Here is a 14,323-nt window from a genome sequence, read left to right as displayed (position 1 = left end):
GTTCGGTTTCATGACGGGAACGGCGGCGCCCACTCGGCAGCATGGCGCTTGAGGAAGTCCGAGCGCGCGTTGTCGTAAACCAGGAGAAACTCGAGCCACTCCTCGCGGGTCATGTCCGCGAGGTCGGTCTTCCCGATCTTCTCGAGGTAGGCGCCGGCCGACTCCCCTCCCTTGATGCGCGCCTCGACGGCGGCCTTGCGGGCTTCGTTAGATGGCATGTCGATCACCGCTGGTGCGAGGATGAAGCAGTCGGGGTCGTCGCAGAGCCACTTCGGCCGCTTGCCGTCCGGTGTGTAGGCATAGCCGCAACCAGGGCGCTGGCAGACCGTGCAGATGGCGATGGAGAGGTCTCGGACGGGGGCGTGGGTGGTCACGCCACCCTCCCAAACAGATCGCGCGAGCGAGGCGCGGTGCGGACAGCCCTCACTCGATCGAATTCGCCGTCATTCTCGATCTTCACGGCGATGAACTGGCGCAGCTCACCCTGCCCGAAGCGGCGCACCGCTTCGTCGACGGTCGCAGGTACCGGCGCTTCCCCCCCGTGCCCGAGCCACCATGCGGCGAACTTCCGGCCGGCATGGCCGTCGTGTTCAGGGCACAGCCACTCCTTGTAGACGCCCACGCCACATCCATACTCGATGCGCAGGGTCGGCGGGCCGTCTCCGCCGCGCTTCACGTGACGGTAGACGTTGACGTCACCGACCTCCTCCCACCCGTCCGAAACGCGGCCAGTCATAATCGGCGCGGTATCGGCGCGGGCCTGGTGCTTCACCTCGTCGACGAACGGCGTTCCGCAGGTCGAGCACTCTCGCGCCTGGATGGGGTTGTAGGTCATGCAGTGCAGGCACGGCTTGGCTCGCACCGTTTCGACCCTAACGTCCGGAAGGTCGCCCGAAGGACCGGCCCGGTCGCCCGTAGCGCTAACGCGGATGGCATCGACCGGGCCGTGTCGGCGGACATTGCCGGCAAAATCAAGAACGAGGCAGTCGGCCTTGCCGGGGGCGAGGCGCGTACCGCGCCCGAGCATCTGCACGTAGAGCCCGGTCGAGAGCGTCGGGCGCAACAGCGCGATCATGTCGACGCCGGGCGCGTCGAACCCTGTCGTGAGCACGGAGACGTTCACGATGCAGCGGATGCGGCCGGCCTTGAAGGCAGTCAGGGTCGCATCGCGCTCGGCCTTCGGCGTCTTGCCAGTGACAGTGGCCACGCTGATGCCCTGCCGGCGGATCTCGGCTGCGACGTGGTCGGCATGCTCGACGCCCGTGCAGAAGACCAGCCATGACCGCCGGTCGGCGCCGTAGCGGACCATTTCGGCCACGGCCTCGCGTGTGACTTCCTCCCGGTCTGCCGCTTCCTCCAGGGCGCCAGGGACGAACTCCCCTCCCCGCTTGGCCACCGCCGAGACGTCGATCTCGGTCGCCATACCTTTCGATACGAGGGGCGACAGGTAGCCGTCTCGCACGCCCTCCCCGATTCCGTAGCTGTAGACGATGCGGTCGAAGAACTTCTCCCGGCCGCGATCGAGGCGACCGCTGTCGAGCCGGTAGGGTGTGGCCGTGCAGCCGAATACCCGTAGGTCGGGGTTGATGACCCGCATGTCCTTGAACAGCGCGTGATACATCCCGTCGCCGCTCTTGGGGACGAGGTGCGCCTCGTCGATCAGCACCAGGTCGCGGCGGCCGATGGCGTGCGCGAAGCGGTGAACCGACTGGATCGAGGCGAACAGGATCGGGTGCCGCACGTCGCGGCGGCCGAGGCCTGCGGAGTTGATGCCGGCCGGAGCGCCGGGCCAGACGCGCATGAGCTGCTGGAAGTTCTGGGCGACCAGCTCGCGGACGTGGACAAGTACCAGCACCCGCATGGTCGGGTAGTCGAGCAGCAGCTCGCGCAGAAGCGTCGCGATGACGAGCGACTTGCCGCAGCCCGTTGCTAGATCTACAAGACAAGAAGTCCCTTCTTTATGCCAATGATCAAAAACAGCATCAACTGCTTCTCTTTGATAAGACCTCAGTTCAAGCATTGCGCTTCTCCATTGCATGGAGCCGCGCATGTTCTTCTGATGATAGAACCATCAGATTGGATGGATCATTATTGTGCTTGTTACCGTCGATATGATGGACGTGCTCGTTGCGGTGAAGTTTCCGCCCGGCGATCTGCTCACCTATGACGCGGTGCTCGTGCCGCCCGTAAAACTTCCGATATGTCGTCGGCTTGACGGTCGGGTGGTTAGCCAAATTGGCATCCCGCAAGCGCTTCAGGCGCACGTCCTCCGGCGTGACGAAGAGGGGATCGCCGTATCGCCGCATGCGCTGTCCGTGCTTCCGGCACAGGGTCTTGTCATACTCGCGCGCTGGCTGACCGCATCCTTCTACACAGCACGGCGGGGCCTGCGGGCGCGAAGCGCGCGCCGCAGCAAAACGAGCGGATGTGACTTCTCTCGCGAAACAGCCGCAGGACTGCGTGTGCCCGTGCATCAGGTTCGTTCGGCGCGCATTGACGACACCGCCGCAATCGCAGATGCATCGCCAGATCGTGGTTTTCGGCGTCCTCTCGACGAGCTCGCGGACGATGAGGCGGCCGAAGCGCTGCCCGGCCATGTTGATGGTGTTCCTCATGCCTCGCCCCCGTCGATCCACTGGCCGCCGGGTAGCGCGTAGATGATCCGGTCGCCGTCGACATCGATCTGCTCGCCCGGGACCAGCGCAGGAATGAAACGGTGTGATGGGCATCCGGCCCGCTGGTCGTCGGTCGTCAGGTTGCGGTCCTGGAGCTCGCAGCGCCAACCATCGGCGATCGGAGTGGCGTGGAGGCAAGTCCGGCAGTTGCGTCGAGCGAACTGACGGTCGCGGCAAACACCTCCCGCGGGGCAATAGCCGCACTGCCAAGCCTTGGCGTCCAAGCCGATGGGCGGCCGGTCCGCACGGATGATGCGCTCGGCCTTGGCGAGGATCTGGCCGGCCTTGACCGGATCATAGGCGATCCGCTCGGCGTAGATCTCGTCGGTGTTCTTGTTGACCGCCAGGTAGAGCGCCCGCGGGATGCCCATCAGGTCCATGTAGACCTGCATCTGGGCGAAGTGCGTCGGCTTCGATGCCTCGACACCCTTCGACACCAACTCCTTGAACGACTTCTCGTTGTGGGTCTTGCACTCCAGAACGTGCGGGGTAGACGGGGCCTCGGGCACCCGCAGGACGACGCCGTCGAGGTGGCCGCGGAAATGGCCATCGACTGCGACGACGCACCATTGCTCGCCCGTCTCCGGGTTTCGGTCCCACACCTCCACGCCCGCCGCGCCGAGATCCTCGATCATCCGGGCTTCCTCGTGATGCCCGGTCTCGAGCAACCGCAGCTTGCGACCGTCGAAGTCTTCCGGCGGCGTGGCCCAGCGGAAGCCGTACCAAAGCCGGCGCTCGCACTCGTCGCCGATGACCGACGCGCCGAGGTAAGTCCTCTCGTCGCGCTCCGCGGCGCGCTCGTAGGCCGCGTAGATGGCGCCGACCGTGTGTGTTGTGGGGTCTGGGAGTTGGGGCATGGTCTTGCGGTCGGTGACGACGTGCGCCACCGTTGCCGCCATCCGGGTGGCTTGGGTTGCTCGTGAGGGTGGGCCGGGGGTGGGATTTGGCGATCAGGCCCCCGGCCCGGCTACTTCACGCGGACTTCGCCCACGGGACCGATTTGCCAGCAGCTGCGGGACGCGGCGCTGCAGCCTTGGCCGCGGCAGGGAGCGGAGCCTTTTGGACGGGCACAGCAGGAGCGCTCGTCACCGGAAGATACTTCGTGATCTTGTTGCGCGGCGCGTAGCCCTCCTGCGGCTTTTCAAGGCCGACGTTGGCCCGGAACACGATCCGGTCCAGAACGTCCGTGTCGCGCTTCGCAATCTCGTAGTCGACGCCGCAGGCCAGGCAGAGCGCCTTGAACTCGCCGATCGCGATGGCCTGCGCCTGCGCCGACTTGTTGCGGATGTTCAGGTTGACCCAGATCTTCCGGTTCTCGAACTCGCCCTCGACGACCGACATGGTCAGCTTGAGGATGATCCCGGTCTGGTCCTTGGTGGCAACGATCTCCTGCTTCTCGATGTGCAGGGCGTACTCGCCATTCGGGATTGGGGTGCTGTCGAAGCCCTGGGAGGGTTGCACGGCGCTGTCGTCGAAGTCGCCGAAAAAGTCGTTGAGGTCGGCCATTGGTCGGTTCTCCAGGTTGATGGTCAGGCTGCTTCGGTCTGCTGCGACGGCTGGTGGCCTGGCAGGTACTTGGCGAGGGCCTCGTAGCCCCGCCCCGATGGGATCATGAGGCTGTCAGGCATCCCGTATCGGTTCTTCGCCACGAAGGCGGGCCGGCCGTCCGTGAACAGCCAGCGCGAGCCGCCGCCTTCGGCGTGGACGTTCTTCTTGTTGAACCCGGCGTCGGTCTCCTTGATCGACACCTTGGTGTTCATGAACAGGATAGCGTCGACCTCGTCGGTCAGGATCGCAGTTCCCCGCTTCTGCATGCGCAGATCGTAGCGGTTGTAGGGCTGGGCCCCGGGCTGGTCGAAACGCTCCACCGACGAATGGGCGAGCCAGATGATCGTCATGCCGCGATCGCGCCGCAGCGCGTTGCAGCCGTCGACGAACTCGCGCCACACGCCGTCCGCGGCGAGGTAGCCCTTGCCATAGCCGGGGTCTTCGATCGTCCGCCAATTGTTGCGGACGCAGGTCTCGTTCCAGACGAGCGGCTCGAGGTGATCGACGCTGTCGACGACGAGCGTGCGGAAGTCGTGGTCGTCCTGATAGAGCAAGCCCAGAGCCTCGACCACCTGGGTGTAGGTCGAGATCTCGCCGAAGGTGTCGATCTCGATGTTGCCAGGCGTGCCTTCCTCCGTCTGGATGAAGACTGCATTCGGGAACTCGGCGGCGAGCGAGGTTTTGCCGATGCCGGCAACGCCATAGATCAGGAGCCGCGGCGGAAGGGTGGATTTCACCCTCTTGAGGTCAGCGAGTGAGATAGCCATTGGTCTGCTTCTCCGTTGGTCGTCTCTCCAGAAAGCGGGGCGCGGAGGCCCTGCGGTGGAGATGGTGACCAGCCACCGCCCTACGCGGGCGTCCGCTCGGCCTCCGCTGAAGAGAAAAAGGGGAGAGCGCGAGCACCCTCCCCAGTTGCCACGAAGGACCGCACAGGTCCGCCGCAAAGCCAGTGGTCGAGGACTGCCGTCGCATCATCGATGTTACGCGCGACAGCCCACGGAATGTCGTTGGAAAGCGCCCAATCGCGGAACACCTTCTGCTCGTTGGACAGCACGCCCTTCGGGGCTTTCACCTCGATGAAGGCGGCGCGGCCATCCGGCAAAATAAGGGCCAGATCAGGCACTCCGGCCAGCACCCCCTCGTCCTTGAGGCGCGAAGCCTCGCGGATGAATCGGGCCCCGCCGTTGGGCACGGCGTAGACCAGCACCTTGCGGTACTTGGCCCGGATCATCGCCACGATCCCGACCTGCAGCTCATGCTCGGAGACGGAAAGCCGCTTCATCGCGTCCCCTCTCTCAGGAGCGCGTCGGCCTTCGCCAGAAGAGCCTCAATCTCAGCAACCTGGAGCGAGCGAGGATCAGCACCGCTCGCGCGAGCCAGTTGAAGTTCATGATTAAGGCTCGCAATCTCGTGCTCGAGTTCGCGCACCACGGCTCCGCGGATGGCCTCGGTGATGCCGATGGTGAGGCGCTTGGCCCGCCCCCTCACGACGTTCTCGAGGCTTCCCGGGGCGAGGCCGATGCGCCTTGCCACCGTGCGCAATGCAATCGACTTGTCCGAGTGGGACCGATGGGCTTCGCGGGCGATCAGACGACCGGCCCAGCCTTTCACCGTAGCCTCGGCGCTCATGGATGAATTGTCCTGCTGAGGGGTACGCATGGGCACGCAACTCCGTGGTTGAAGAGACCACGGCGACAGCGCAAACGATGGGAATCGACGCGCGGCAGCAAAGGCCCCTCGGCGCCACAACGCCGAGGGGTAGTCAGGGAGGAAGGCAGACAGGGGCGCCGGGCCTGCAAGCCGGCTTCCAACCCGCCAGAGGTGTGCGGGCAGAAAGGGGTGGAGGTGGAACTATGCGGCATGGCAACGGATCTCCCGATGCCGGGCCTTGTGATGCGGCGGGCAAAGCCACATCACCTCGAGGGGTGAGCCGTAGTCCTCATGGTGAGCCTGAACGGACCGGGTGGCTCCGCAGACTTCGCAGGGCTTTCGCTGAAGAATGCCGCGCCTCAACGCGCTCTCGACAGCCTTGTGAGCCCGCCGCTGAAACGGCGAAACGCCTCGGCCAGAAGTGGTGAGCCGATGCTTAGCCAATCTGGCCCTTTCACACGCGCGGCAAACGAACCTCACGCGCCGATCATCGAGTCGGATCTGATGCTTCTCGGTTCCGCAACGGACGCACGTCTTCATCTCACGGCTCCGCAGCGATGCAGTGCAACAGCCGGCCCTTCAGCAACAGGCCGGCCGCTGCGGTTGCCGCGGGGGTCTGCGGCAAAGGTAAAAGGGTGCGGCTCGACCCGACCCACCGCGCCCGGGTCGAGCCGCTGTTCCGCGCCGTGTTGGAGGCCAGCGCGAAAGGAGATCATGCCGCGCGCTCACCCGAAGGACGAGCACCAGTCACCGCCTTGTAAAGGCGATCGAGACGACGGAACTCGTCCATGTTCTCGTGCGCCTTCCGCCGCATGAACTCGGCGGCGGCTTTTAGCAGGTCTGGCTCGGCTATGAGCCGCGCAACGCTCACATACTCGCCTTCGGATTCAACGAAGTACGACCGCGACTTGAGGGTCTCGACGATGGGCGCAAACTGCTTATCGATCCCGGCAAAATCAAACTGGTCGGCATCGACGTCGCCGCCGCGGAGCACCTTTTTTGCCGCCGCGATCACGCCTTCGCGAAACATCGCCATGGCGCCTTCGACACGAGCCTCAGCACACGTGCGCGGAAACAGGCTCTCCACAATGTGGTCGGCAACGCGCGGCGCGCTGGTGCCGACCTGGGCCGCCGCGATCCACACCGCCTTCGTAAAGTCGGAAACGCGCCTCTCAAGCATCGTCGCTTCCCTCAATCATTTCGACCAGAAATGCCCGCGCCTTCTCAGCCGATCGGATAAGGTCGGCACGAAGAAACGGCGTTTCGGATTGGTTCAGAATCGCCAGCGCGGAGAACTCGTCGCTAGCCTCGGCAAGATCGCGGATGGTGCCGGAAATTCGATTGTAAGCTTCTGCAAGCGGCGACGGCTTCACGTAGAGCGGGTTGCGGCGCGACGGTCCGCCCTCACCGAGCCCATTTCGCGCAACGTGGATCACTGCCTCACGAAGTCTCGCTTTTGTTGGCTCATCGCCAAGACTGAGCGCTTCATCCAGTGTGCGCCGGACGACGCCGGGATCGGCCCGCTCGGCATCGCGGATGATGCGCGCCTCGTGAATGTCCTTCCGGTTGAGGCCGAGGTCCGCGGCGGTCGGCGGAGAAAAGCCGTTCCCGTCTGGAACGGCTTTCCCGCGCTGCCCATTGGCGGCCACCTCTCCCCGCTCTTGCGCGGCATCGTACTCGTCCGCGAGGCGGGCCTTCGCTTGGGCCTCGATCACGAGGGCGTCGGCTTGGGCGCGGAGCGCGGCGGCGACAAGCTCGTCGTGCGCGTCTTTTGCTTTCGCCAGCCTGGCGGTCCGCTTCGCCGTGTCATAGGCAAAGCCGGCGAGATCGCGGGCCTCAAGCACCTCGGCGGCCGTGCGCGCGTTGGTGAGGGCCGATGCCGCACGATCGACGAGCGCGGGAAGTGAGCGGGTTTCAATGGGGGCGATCTGATTCATGCCGCCACCTCACGGGTGGAGGCGAGAAAGAAGTCCTCGGCCTTCACCTGCCCGTCCGTGGCACGCGCAATCTTCCGCAGCGTCTCAAGGTTAGGACGACGCTCGCCGCGCAGAATGCGCGTGATGGTCGAAGGCGTAACGCCGATCGCTTCCGCGAACTGCGTGGCATTCATCCCGTGCAGGGTTAGGTACAAATCAAGGGTCATGACCATGCTTTTGCCATATGGCAACAAACCGGTCAAGCGCAATTTGCCATATGGCTCTGGAACGACTCCGGGAGAGGATCAGAGTGCCGCCATGGCGCCTCCCCGCATTCGGCATTACCGCAAGCAGCTTGCTCTGACGCTGGAGCAGCTGGCGCACGATGTGGGGATTTCGGTGTCGCAGCTTTCCCGCGCAGAGCGCGGCGGCCGTGATTTGAAGCTGAACGAGCTACGTAAGGTTGCGGACCGACTGGGCGTCACCGTCTCAGATTTGGTAGAAGGCTTTGTGGAGCCGGCCAACGACGATCGCTCTACTGTACGACCGGCGGGGCCAGTTGTTGCTTTGCCTGTTTCTGGTGAAGTCGCAGCAGGTCTTTGGATGGAAACCGACGTGTGGGACGAGGGAAAGTACGATCCCATCCCGCACGTAGCGGGGCGCTACGCCGGCCTTGAGCAGCGAGCGTGGCACGTTTCCGGCAACTCTATGGACCTGGAGGGCATCGTCGACGGGTCGTTTGTCGTCACGGTGCCGTATTTTGACGCTCGTGGTCGGCTGACGCCTGGTGACATTTGCGTCATTGAACGACGCCGCGGCGGCCTAATCGAACGGACGTGCAAGAAAATTGATCTGGTTGACGGCCATTACGAACTGCAGCCTTGCAGCAGCGACCCGAAATGGAAGGCAATTGTCGTCAACCGCAAAACGGGCGTGGACGCTGATGGCGTCGAGGTCGAGGTCGTGGGCTACGTGATTTTTATCGGACGGACCATCGGTTCCTGAAGAGCGTTTTGCCAAACAGCAAATTCTGATTGACGATATTTTTGCCATCTGGCAAGCTCTCTCCATCGAACCGCCGATGGAGCACCCGATGCCCTCCCCTTTCCACAACCTGAGCGCCGAGCAGCTCGCCGACGAGATCGGCAAGCTCGACACGCACATCAAGTCGCAGGCCGAGCAGCTCGAGGCCCTGAAGGACGAGTTCAAGGCCCGCGACATCAGCGCGGCCCGCGGCGAGTTCTTCGCCGTCACCCGGTCCATCTCGACCGCCAAGCGTCTCGACACCAAGAAGCTGCGCGCCGCGCTCGGCGATGCCCTGGACGGCTACGAGACCGAGACGACCAGCACGCGCCTGACGATCAAGGCGTCTCCGCGGCTCGGCCAGGAGGCGGCATGATGTCCTACACCGCCCTTGAGAACGTCACGAAGATCCGCGCCGAGCAGCGCCGGTACGGGTCGGGCCCGCACGTCTGGGAGCAGACGGTTATCGACGTCGCTGAGCGTGACCCCGCCGGCGTCATGCACGAAAGCACTGTTGGCATCCGCTTCGCCGACCCGAACCTGGGCGCGCTGGTCGCCAAGGCCATCAACGCCGCCGTGTCGGAGTACCGCACCTCGCAAGAGGAGAAGGCGGCATGAGCGACGACCTGTCGAAGATGCCGGCCGGCGCGAAGCCCGCGTTCCTGCCCGCAGACTATCAGGAGCGTGATCGGGTTCGCGATGCGGCGCCGGACCTGCTGGCGGCGCTCAAGACGCTCGTGGAGGCCTGCGAGCTCGTCAGGGTCCCCGGCATTGGGTTCGCTCTGGATCCGGCTCGTGCCGCGATCGCCAAGGTGGAGCGCCGGTGATGGACCCGATCCTCCTCATAGCGCTGGCTGCGGTCCCCGCCAGCGTCCTCCTCACCCTCGTCATCGCCGCCGTTCTCCGCCGCCGCGCGCTGGTGCGGCGCGCGCGGGAGCGGCTCCACGGCAACGGAATGGCGGAGGGCCGATCGTGACCTCCACCTTCCGCCAACAGATCGCCGAGATGACGCAGATCATCCTGGCCGAAGGCGCCGCCAGCAGCCGCGACCTCGCCGCCATGGCCCTCATTCGTGCGGGGTTCCGGCCCCGCATGGTCGCCGCCTCCCTCGACATCGCCATGAACGCCGCCCGCGAGGCGCAGAAGCCCGCGGCCAACGTGATCTATCCGGCCTGGTGGCGGGGGGTGGTGCAATGAACGCCGCCGAGCTCATCCGCCAGCGCAAGCTGCTGAAGGCGAAGTTCTGGACGAACCCGCCCCGCCCCGTCGCCGACCCCGAGCCCATAAAGCCGTCGTGCGTCGTCGTGCCCATCGACCGCGAGGCGATGATGGCAGCCATGCTGCCACGCCGGCCCGAGCCGATCCGGGTCGCCGCCGACGCCGCGTTCATGGACATCAAGGTTGAGAAGACGCGGTCGCGGCTGATCCTCGAGGAGGTGGCCGAGAAGCACGGGCTGCGGGTGCGGGACATGCAGTCCGCGTCAAGGCTTCGGCACCTCGTCAACGCCCGCCAGGAAGCGTCCTACAGGCTCCGGCACGAATGCGGGCTGTCCCTGCCGGCGATCGGCAGGCTCCTTGGCGGTCGCGATCACACGACGATTTTGTGGGCCGTGAAGAGGCACGCTGCGGCGATTGCCGAGGGCGCCGGACAATGAGGCCAATCGACCCCGCCCACTTCAAGCGCCCACCGAGCCCAGACGTCGGCGCAGCCCCGATGCTGCAGTGGCTCAAGATCGCCGACCTGGTTGTCGACGAAAGCTACCAGCGCCCGATCCGCGACCAGGGCCGGCGCAACGTCCAGCGCATCGCCGAGAACTTCCGCTGGGCGCGGTTCGCGCCGGTGATCGTCGCGCCGGTCGAGGGCGGCAAGTACGCGATCGTCGACGGCCAGCATCGAACGACGGCGGCCGCGCTGATTGGCATCGAGTCCGTGCCGTGCCAGGTGATCATTGCCGATCGGGAGACGCAGGCCGCCGCGTTCGTGGCGATCAACGGCGCCGTCACCAAAATCAGCAGGATGGCGATCCACGCCGCGGCAGTCGCCGCCGGCGAGCCCGACGCTGTCCTGTTTCAGCAGGCTTGTGACATCGCCGAAGTGGAGCTGCTTCGCTACCCGGTGGTGCGGGAGCAGCAGAAGCCGGGCCAGACGATGAGCGTGCAGGCCGCGGCGAGCTGCTTCGCCCAGTACGGCCGGGACACCTTCATCACGGCCATGCAGTGCGTCACCCAGACCAGCAACAACGGGCCGGGCGTGCTGACGACGGCAATGATCCGCGCGCTTTGCTCGGTGATGGACAAGAGGCACGACTGGCGCGACGCCGGCGCCGCCCTCTTCGAGGCCTTCGACGCGATCGACCTGGTCAGCCTCTTGGAGCGCGCCCGGTCGCTGGTGGTCGGCGTCAAGGGCGCCACGACGTCGACGAAGCTGGCCGAACTGATCGAGCTCGAGCTGGCGGCCGCGATGACGAAGGAGGCCGCCGAATGACCCGCTTCTACCGCTTCGGCTTCTGGTTCCTCGTCGGGTTCCTCGTCGTCGACAAGGCGATGGCGCACTCCTGGTATCCGGCCGAGTGCTGCAGCTCGTCCGACTGCGAGATGATCTCGGCGAGTCAACTGCGCCGTGACGAAACCGGCTGGATCCTGCCGAGCGGCGAGACGGTGCCGTTCGCCGCGGCGCGGGACAGCCTCGACCACCAGTTCCACTGGTGCCGGTACGGCGGCAACGGCTCGCTGATCAGGCCGTCCGGCAAGGCGCCTTGTCTCTTCGTGCCACCCGGAGGCGTGTGATGACCCTCGACCTCACCACCTTGCCTCACGCGGCCATCGCGGCCGGCGTCGTGTTCTTCGTGTTCTGGGCCGGCCTGTTTGTTGGCGGCGCGATGCGGCTCGGGAAGCAAGCAGACGAGCAGGCGGGCGAAGTGTTCGAGCATTGGAGGGGTGAGCGGTGAGTGATCTTGTAGAGAGGCTGGAAGCTGCGGCGCGGCATCCCGACAATCAGCACGGCCCGCACGAATGGCTTGCCGAAGCAGCCGCACGCATCAAGGCGCTGGAGGATGGGCTGCGCTCCATTGTCGAGAACGAAGACCAGTTCAGCATGGCATGGGCGGCTCAAGTTGCCCGCGCTCTCCTCGGAGGCTCCAATGAGTGACGACTATGAAGCGCGCAAAGCAATGGCGATGGCTATCTGTGTCGTCGAGGGGTTCAATCCTGACAGCACAGAGACGACCGAAGAGCCCTATTGGACAACGTGGCTCCCACATGCAGCCGCCGCCCTCGCCGCCTACCGAGCCCACCAGCGGGCAGCGGGGATCGCGGAGGTGCCGAGGACGAAATGGGACGCCGTTACTCATTTCGCACGATGGGCCATCGGCAACAGTGCATGGATGGGCGGCGATCTTGATGGCGCCTGCGTGCAGGACAAAGCCGAAGAGCTTGGTCTGATCATCCAAGAGGTCGACGGCTACAATCCCGAGAAGCACGGACCCGTTTCGCCTGACATCGAAGAAGGCGACACGTTCTACGTGTTCTCCGCATGGATGCGCAGCGACTGGTTCTACCGAGCAGCAGCAGCGGAGGCCACCGATGGAGCGTGAGCGCATAAACTGCGGCGATCATGTCCTGCATCGCCCGACTGGCGAGACGTGGCTAGTTGCCGCCGCTGACCACGAACGCAATGACCTCATGTGGTGCGGGTGGCCTGAGGGGATGGCGCGCATCAGCGATTGTGATGTGGTGAAACGAGCGTCACCCGAAGAGAGCCTGCGTTGGCGCAGACAACTAACGGGGGCACGGAAGGCCATGGCGGATCGCGTCTACGGACCAGTTTCGGAGGCCACCAATGGAGCGTGAGCCGGGACAATTGGCGTGGGAAGCCTATTCCGCTGAGTGGTCTGCAATGCGCCCGTCGTCAACGGACGACAGCATCACATGGGAGGAGGTCGGGCCGGAACGTCGCCGCCTATGGGCCGCAGTCGAGCGAGCCTGTTCCCGCGCCGGCCAGGAGGACATGAAGGCGCGGGCGGCTGATGTAGCCGACCAGTGGATGCAACCGGGCGATCCCGGCACGGACGAATGGATGAGGGCTGGCAACATGCTAGGCCAAGTCCGAGACGCCATTGCATCCCTAGAGGTGAGAGATGAGCGCGGCGAGGGATGACGCCGGGCGGGCGTTGAAACCCCGCGACCTGGCCGAGCGCTGGCAATGCTCGGAGAGGCACGTCTACAATCTCCACGCCCGCGGGCTGCTGCGCGGGTTCCGCGCCGGCCGGTTGCTGCGGTTCAGCGAGGCCGAGGTGCTGGAGTACGAGCGCGGGCAGCGCCAGGCCGTCTCGGCATTCGACCAGTGGAAACAGGCCCGTGAAGGCAAAGCTCGCCGGTCTGCATAGGGTTCGCGCGAAAGGCCGGACCTACTACTACGCATGGCGCGGCGGCCCTCGCATCCACGCGGAGTTCGGCACGCCCGAGTTCCTGGTCGAGTTCACCGAGGCCCACAAGGCCAAGCCCCGCCGGGCGGGCGGCGAGACGTTCGAAACGCTGGTGGACCGGTATCTGGACAGCGCGGAGTTCAAGCAGCGCTCGGCGTCCACCAAGGCGTCATACCGCCGGTATCTGGCCCTCGCCGTTAAGGAGTTCGGCGACGCCTCGCTCGATGTGCTGCAAGACCCCAAGATGCGCGGCGAGATCAAGGACTGGCGCGACACGCTGGCGGCGACGCCGCGCACCGCGGACTACGCCTGGACGTGCGTCGCCCGGGTGCTGTCCTTTGCCAAGGACCGCGGCCGGATCGGCGTCAACGTCTGCGAGCGCGGCGGCCGGCTCTACAGCAGCGACCGGAAGGACAAGATCTGGACCGAGGCGGATCTCGCCAAGCTGTTCGCCGTGGCCTCGCGGGAGGTCTCTCTCGTTGTCGCCATGGCCCTGTGGACAGGCCAACGGCAGGGCGACCTCTTGACCCTGCCGTGGTCGGCCTACGTCAACCGGACGATCCGGCTGCGCCAGAGCAAGGGTGGCGTGCGGGTGTCGATCCCGGTCCGCGACACACTGGCCGGCATCATCGCCCTCATCCCGAAGCGCGGTCCGGTCATGCTGACCTCGTCGACCGAGCTGCCGTGGACCGGCGACGGATTCCGGGCGTCGTTCAACAAGGCTTGCGAACGGGCCGAGATCACCGGCCTGACGTTCCACGATCTGCGCGGGACGGCAGTGACCAGGCTGGCCCTGTCTGGATCGACGGAGAGTGAGATCGCGGCCATCACGGGCCACTCGATCGGCGACGTCCGCAGCATCCTCGACCGGCACTATCTGAGCCGGGATGTGGAGCTCGCCGAGGAGGCGATGCGGAAGCGCGAGAGGAAGGAAAAAGGAACGAACGCTGTAAAACAGTTTGTAAAACGGTCTGCGCGGTCTGGCGGCGGCAATCCTGAGAAGGCGGAATAGCCGAGGCAGATCAAGAGGCTTTGATGGTGGGCGCACAAGGATTCGAACCTTGGACCCGCTGATTAAGAGTCAGCT

The 14,323-nt window shown here is 65.4% G+C and carries 25 protein-coding genes; 14 read left to right on the top strand and 11 right to left on the bottom strand.

The window, feature by feature from the left end; translation table 11 throughout:
- Nucleotides 1–8: 8 nt before the first annotated feature.
- From ACX9GQ_RS23455 to ACX9GQ_RS23405, 11 genes are all read right to left on the bottom strand, one after another.
- Nucleotides 9–374: a hypothetical protein gene (locus tag ACX9GQ_RS23455; RefSeq protein WP_459632035.1), complete on the bottom strand. Its 366-nt coding sequence runs from the start codon at nt 372–374 to the stop codon at nt 9–11.
- On the bottom strand, nt 371–2,050 hold the full coding sequence (locus ACX9GQ_RS23450; protein ID WP_459632034.1) for a DEAD/DEAH box helicase: 1,680 nt from the start codon (nt 2,048–2,050) through the stop codon (nt 371–373). Before ACX9GQ_RS23450 ends, ACX9GQ_RS23455 begins: the two co-directional genes overlap by 4 nt.
- Nucleotides 2,013–2,615 carry an HNH endonuclease signature motif containing protein gene (locus ACX9GQ_RS23445; RefSeq protein WP_459632033.1) on the bottom strand — a complete coding sequence of 201 codons (603 nt, stop codon included), beginning with the start codon at nt 2,613–2,615 and terminating at the stop codon, nt 2,013–2,015. The genes ACX9GQ_RS23450 and ACX9GQ_RS23445 overlap by 38 nt, the downstream gene beginning before the upstream one ends.
- The gene (locus ACX9GQ_RS23440; RefSeq protein ID WP_459632032.1) at nt 2,612–3,562 is read right to left on the bottom strand and encodes a PD-(D/E)XK nuclease family protein; all 951 of its coding nucleotides are present in this window, start codon (nt 3,560–3,562) and stop codon (nt 2,612–2,614) included. The genes ACX9GQ_RS23445 and ACX9GQ_RS23440 overlap by 4 nt, the downstream gene beginning before the upstream one ends.
- 85 nt (nt 3,563–3,647) lie before the next feature.
- A complete protein-coding gene (locus ACX9GQ_RS23435; RefSeq protein WP_459632031.1) occupies nt 3,648–4,181 on the bottom strand; it encodes a DUF669 domain-containing protein in 534 nt (177 codons plus the stop codon).
- A gap of 23 nt (nt 4,182–4,204) precedes the next feature.
- The gene (locus tag ACX9GQ_RS23430) at nt 4,205–4,990 is read right to left on the bottom strand and encodes an ATP-binding protein (RefSeq protein WP_459632030.1); all 786 of its coding nucleotides are present in this window, start codon (nt 4,988–4,990) and stop codon (nt 4,205–4,207) included.
- Nucleotides 4,991–5,070: 80 nt separating this feature from the next.
- The gene (locus ACX9GQ_RS23425; RefSeq protein WP_459632029.1) at nt 5,071–5,505 is read right to left on the bottom strand and encodes a VRR-NUC domain-containing protein; all 435 of its coding nucleotides are present in this window, start codon (nt 5,503–5,505) and stop codon (nt 5,071–5,073) included.
- Nucleotides 5,502–5,852, bottom strand: a complete 351-nt coding sequence (locus ACX9GQ_RS23420; RefSeq protein WP_459632028.1) for a hypothetical protein — start codon at nt 5,850–5,852, stop codon at nt 5,502–5,504. The genes ACX9GQ_RS23425 and ACX9GQ_RS23420 overlap by 4 nt, the downstream gene beginning before the upstream one ends.
- A gap of 733 nt (nt 5,853–6,585) precedes the next feature.
- Nucleotides 6,586–7,053, bottom strand: coding sequence for a hypothetical protein (locus tag ACX9GQ_RS23415; RefSeq protein WP_459632027.1), 468 nt, complete (start codon nt 7,051–7,053; stop codon nt 6,586–6,588).
- The gene (locus tag ACX9GQ_RS23410; RefSeq protein WP_459632026.1) at nt 7,046–7,810 is read right to left on the bottom strand and encodes a hypothetical protein; all 765 of its coding nucleotides are present in this window, start codon (nt 7,808–7,810) and stop codon (nt 7,046–7,048) included. The genes ACX9GQ_RS23415 and ACX9GQ_RS23410 overlap by 8 nt, the downstream gene beginning before the upstream one ends.
- Nucleotides 7,807–8,016, bottom strand: a complete 210-nt coding sequence (locus ACX9GQ_RS23405; protein ID WP_459632025.1) for a helix-turn-helix transcriptional regulator — start codon at nt 8,014–8,016, stop codon at nt 7,807–7,809. Before ACX9GQ_RS23405 ends, ACX9GQ_RS23410 begins: the two co-directional genes overlap by 4 nt.
- Between ACX9GQ_RS23405 and ACX9GQ_RS23400 the strand changes: the two genes are divergently transcribed.
- From ACX9GQ_RS23400 to ACX9GQ_RS23335, 14 genes are all read left to right on the top strand, one after another.
- Entirely contained in the window at nt 8,015–8,794 is a 780-nt protein-coding gene (locus tag ACX9GQ_RS23400) for a helix-turn-helix domain-containing protein (RefSeq protein WP_459632024.1), read from the top strand. The genes ACX9GQ_RS23405 and ACX9GQ_RS23400 overlap by 2 nt on opposite strands.
- 88 nt (nt 8,795–8,882) lie before the next feature.
- Nucleotides 8,883–9,188 carry a hypothetical protein gene (locus tag ACX9GQ_RS23395; RefSeq protein ID WP_459632023.1) on the top strand — a complete coding sequence of 102 codons (306 nt, stop codon included), beginning with the start codon at nt 8,883–8,885 and terminating at the stop codon, nt 9,186–9,188.
- Nucleotides 9,188–9,430, top strand: coding sequence for a hypothetical protein (locus tag ACX9GQ_RS23390; protein ID WP_459632022.1), 243 nt, complete (start codon nt 9,188–9,190; stop codon nt 9,428–9,430). Before ACX9GQ_RS23395 ends, ACX9GQ_RS23390 begins: the two co-directional genes overlap by 1 nt.
- Nucleotides 9,427–9,639: a hypothetical protein gene (locus ACX9GQ_RS23385; protein ID WP_459632021.1), complete on the top strand. Its 213-nt coding sequence runs from the start codon at nt 9,427–9,429 to the stop codon at nt 9,637–9,639. Before ACX9GQ_RS23390 ends, ACX9GQ_RS23385 begins: the two co-directional genes overlap by 4 nt.
- On the top strand, nt 9,639–9,788 hold the full coding sequence (locus tag ACX9GQ_RS23380) for a hypothetical protein (protein WP_459632020.1): 150 nt from the start codon (nt 9,639–9,641) through the stop codon (nt 9,786–9,788). Before ACX9GQ_RS23385 ends, ACX9GQ_RS23380 begins: the two co-directional genes overlap by 1 nt.
- Nucleotides 9,785–10,009: a hypothetical protein gene (locus ACX9GQ_RS23375; protein ID WP_459632019.1), complete on the top strand. Its 225-nt coding sequence runs from the start codon at nt 9,785–9,787 to the stop codon at nt 10,007–10,009. The genes ACX9GQ_RS23380 and ACX9GQ_RS23375 overlap by 4 nt, the downstream gene beginning before the upstream one ends.
- The gene (locus ACX9GQ_RS23370) at nt 10,006–10,467 is read left to right on the top strand and encodes a helix-turn-helix domain-containing protein (RefSeq protein WP_459632018.1); all 462 of its coding nucleotides are present in this window, start codon (nt 10,006–10,008) and stop codon (nt 10,465–10,467) included. Before ACX9GQ_RS23375 ends, ACX9GQ_RS23370 begins: the two co-directional genes overlap by 4 nt.
- 59 nt (nt 10,468–10,526) lie before the next feature.
- Nucleotides 10,527–11,297: a DUF6551 family protein gene (locus ACX9GQ_RS23365; protein ID WP_459632017.1), complete on the top strand. Its 771-nt coding sequence runs from the start codon at nt 10,527–10,529 to the stop codon at nt 11,295–11,297.
- Complete coding sequence (locus tag ACX9GQ_RS23360) at nt 11,294–11,599, top strand: hypothetical protein (RefSeq protein WP_459632016.1); 306 nt, start codon at nt 11,294–11,296, stop codon at nt 11,597–11,599. Before ACX9GQ_RS23365 ends, ACX9GQ_RS23360 begins: the two co-directional genes overlap by 4 nt.
- On the top strand, nt 11,599–11,760 hold the full coding sequence (locus tag ACX9GQ_RS23355; RefSeq protein WP_459632015.1) for a hypothetical protein: 162 nt from the start codon (nt 11,599–11,601) through the stop codon (nt 11,758–11,760). The genes ACX9GQ_RS23360 and ACX9GQ_RS23355 overlap by 1 nt, the downstream gene beginning before the upstream one ends.
- Nucleotides 11,757–11,960 (top strand): hypothetical protein, encoded by a 204-nt coding sequence (locus tag ACX9GQ_RS23350; protein ID WP_459632014.1) that lies wholly within the window; start codon nt 11,757–11,759, stop codon nt 11,958–11,960. Before ACX9GQ_RS23355 ends, ACX9GQ_RS23350 begins: the two co-directional genes overlap by 4 nt.
- Nucleotides 11,953–12,405 (top strand): hypothetical protein, encoded by a 453-nt coding sequence (locus ACX9GQ_RS23345; protein WP_459632013.1) that lies wholly within the window; start codon nt 11,953–11,955, stop codon nt 12,403–12,405. Before ACX9GQ_RS23350 ends, ACX9GQ_RS23345 begins: the two co-directional genes overlap by 8 nt.
- Before the next feature lie 543 nt (nt 12,406–12,948).
- Nucleotides 12,949–13,197 carry a helix-turn-helix domain-containing protein gene (locus ACX9GQ_RS23340; RefSeq protein WP_459632012.1) on the top strand — a complete coding sequence of 83 codons (249 nt, stop codon included), beginning with the start codon at nt 12,949–12,951 and terminating at the stop codon, nt 13,195–13,197.
- Complete coding sequence (locus ACX9GQ_RS23335; protein ID WP_459632011.1) at nt 13,169–14,248, top strand: tyrosine-type recombinase/integrase; 1,080 nt, start codon at nt 13,169–13,171, stop codon at nt 14,246–14,248. Before ACX9GQ_RS23340 ends, ACX9GQ_RS23335 begins: the two co-directional genes overlap by 29 nt.
- The last annotated feature ends 75 nt before the right edge of the window (nt 14,249–14,323 follow it).

The sequence above is a fragment of the Alsobacter sp. R-9 genome (genome assembly GCF_054612375.1).
The sequence above is the reverse complement of the archived record's forward strand: the minus strand, read 5'-3'. Positions and strand labels throughout refer to the sequence as shown.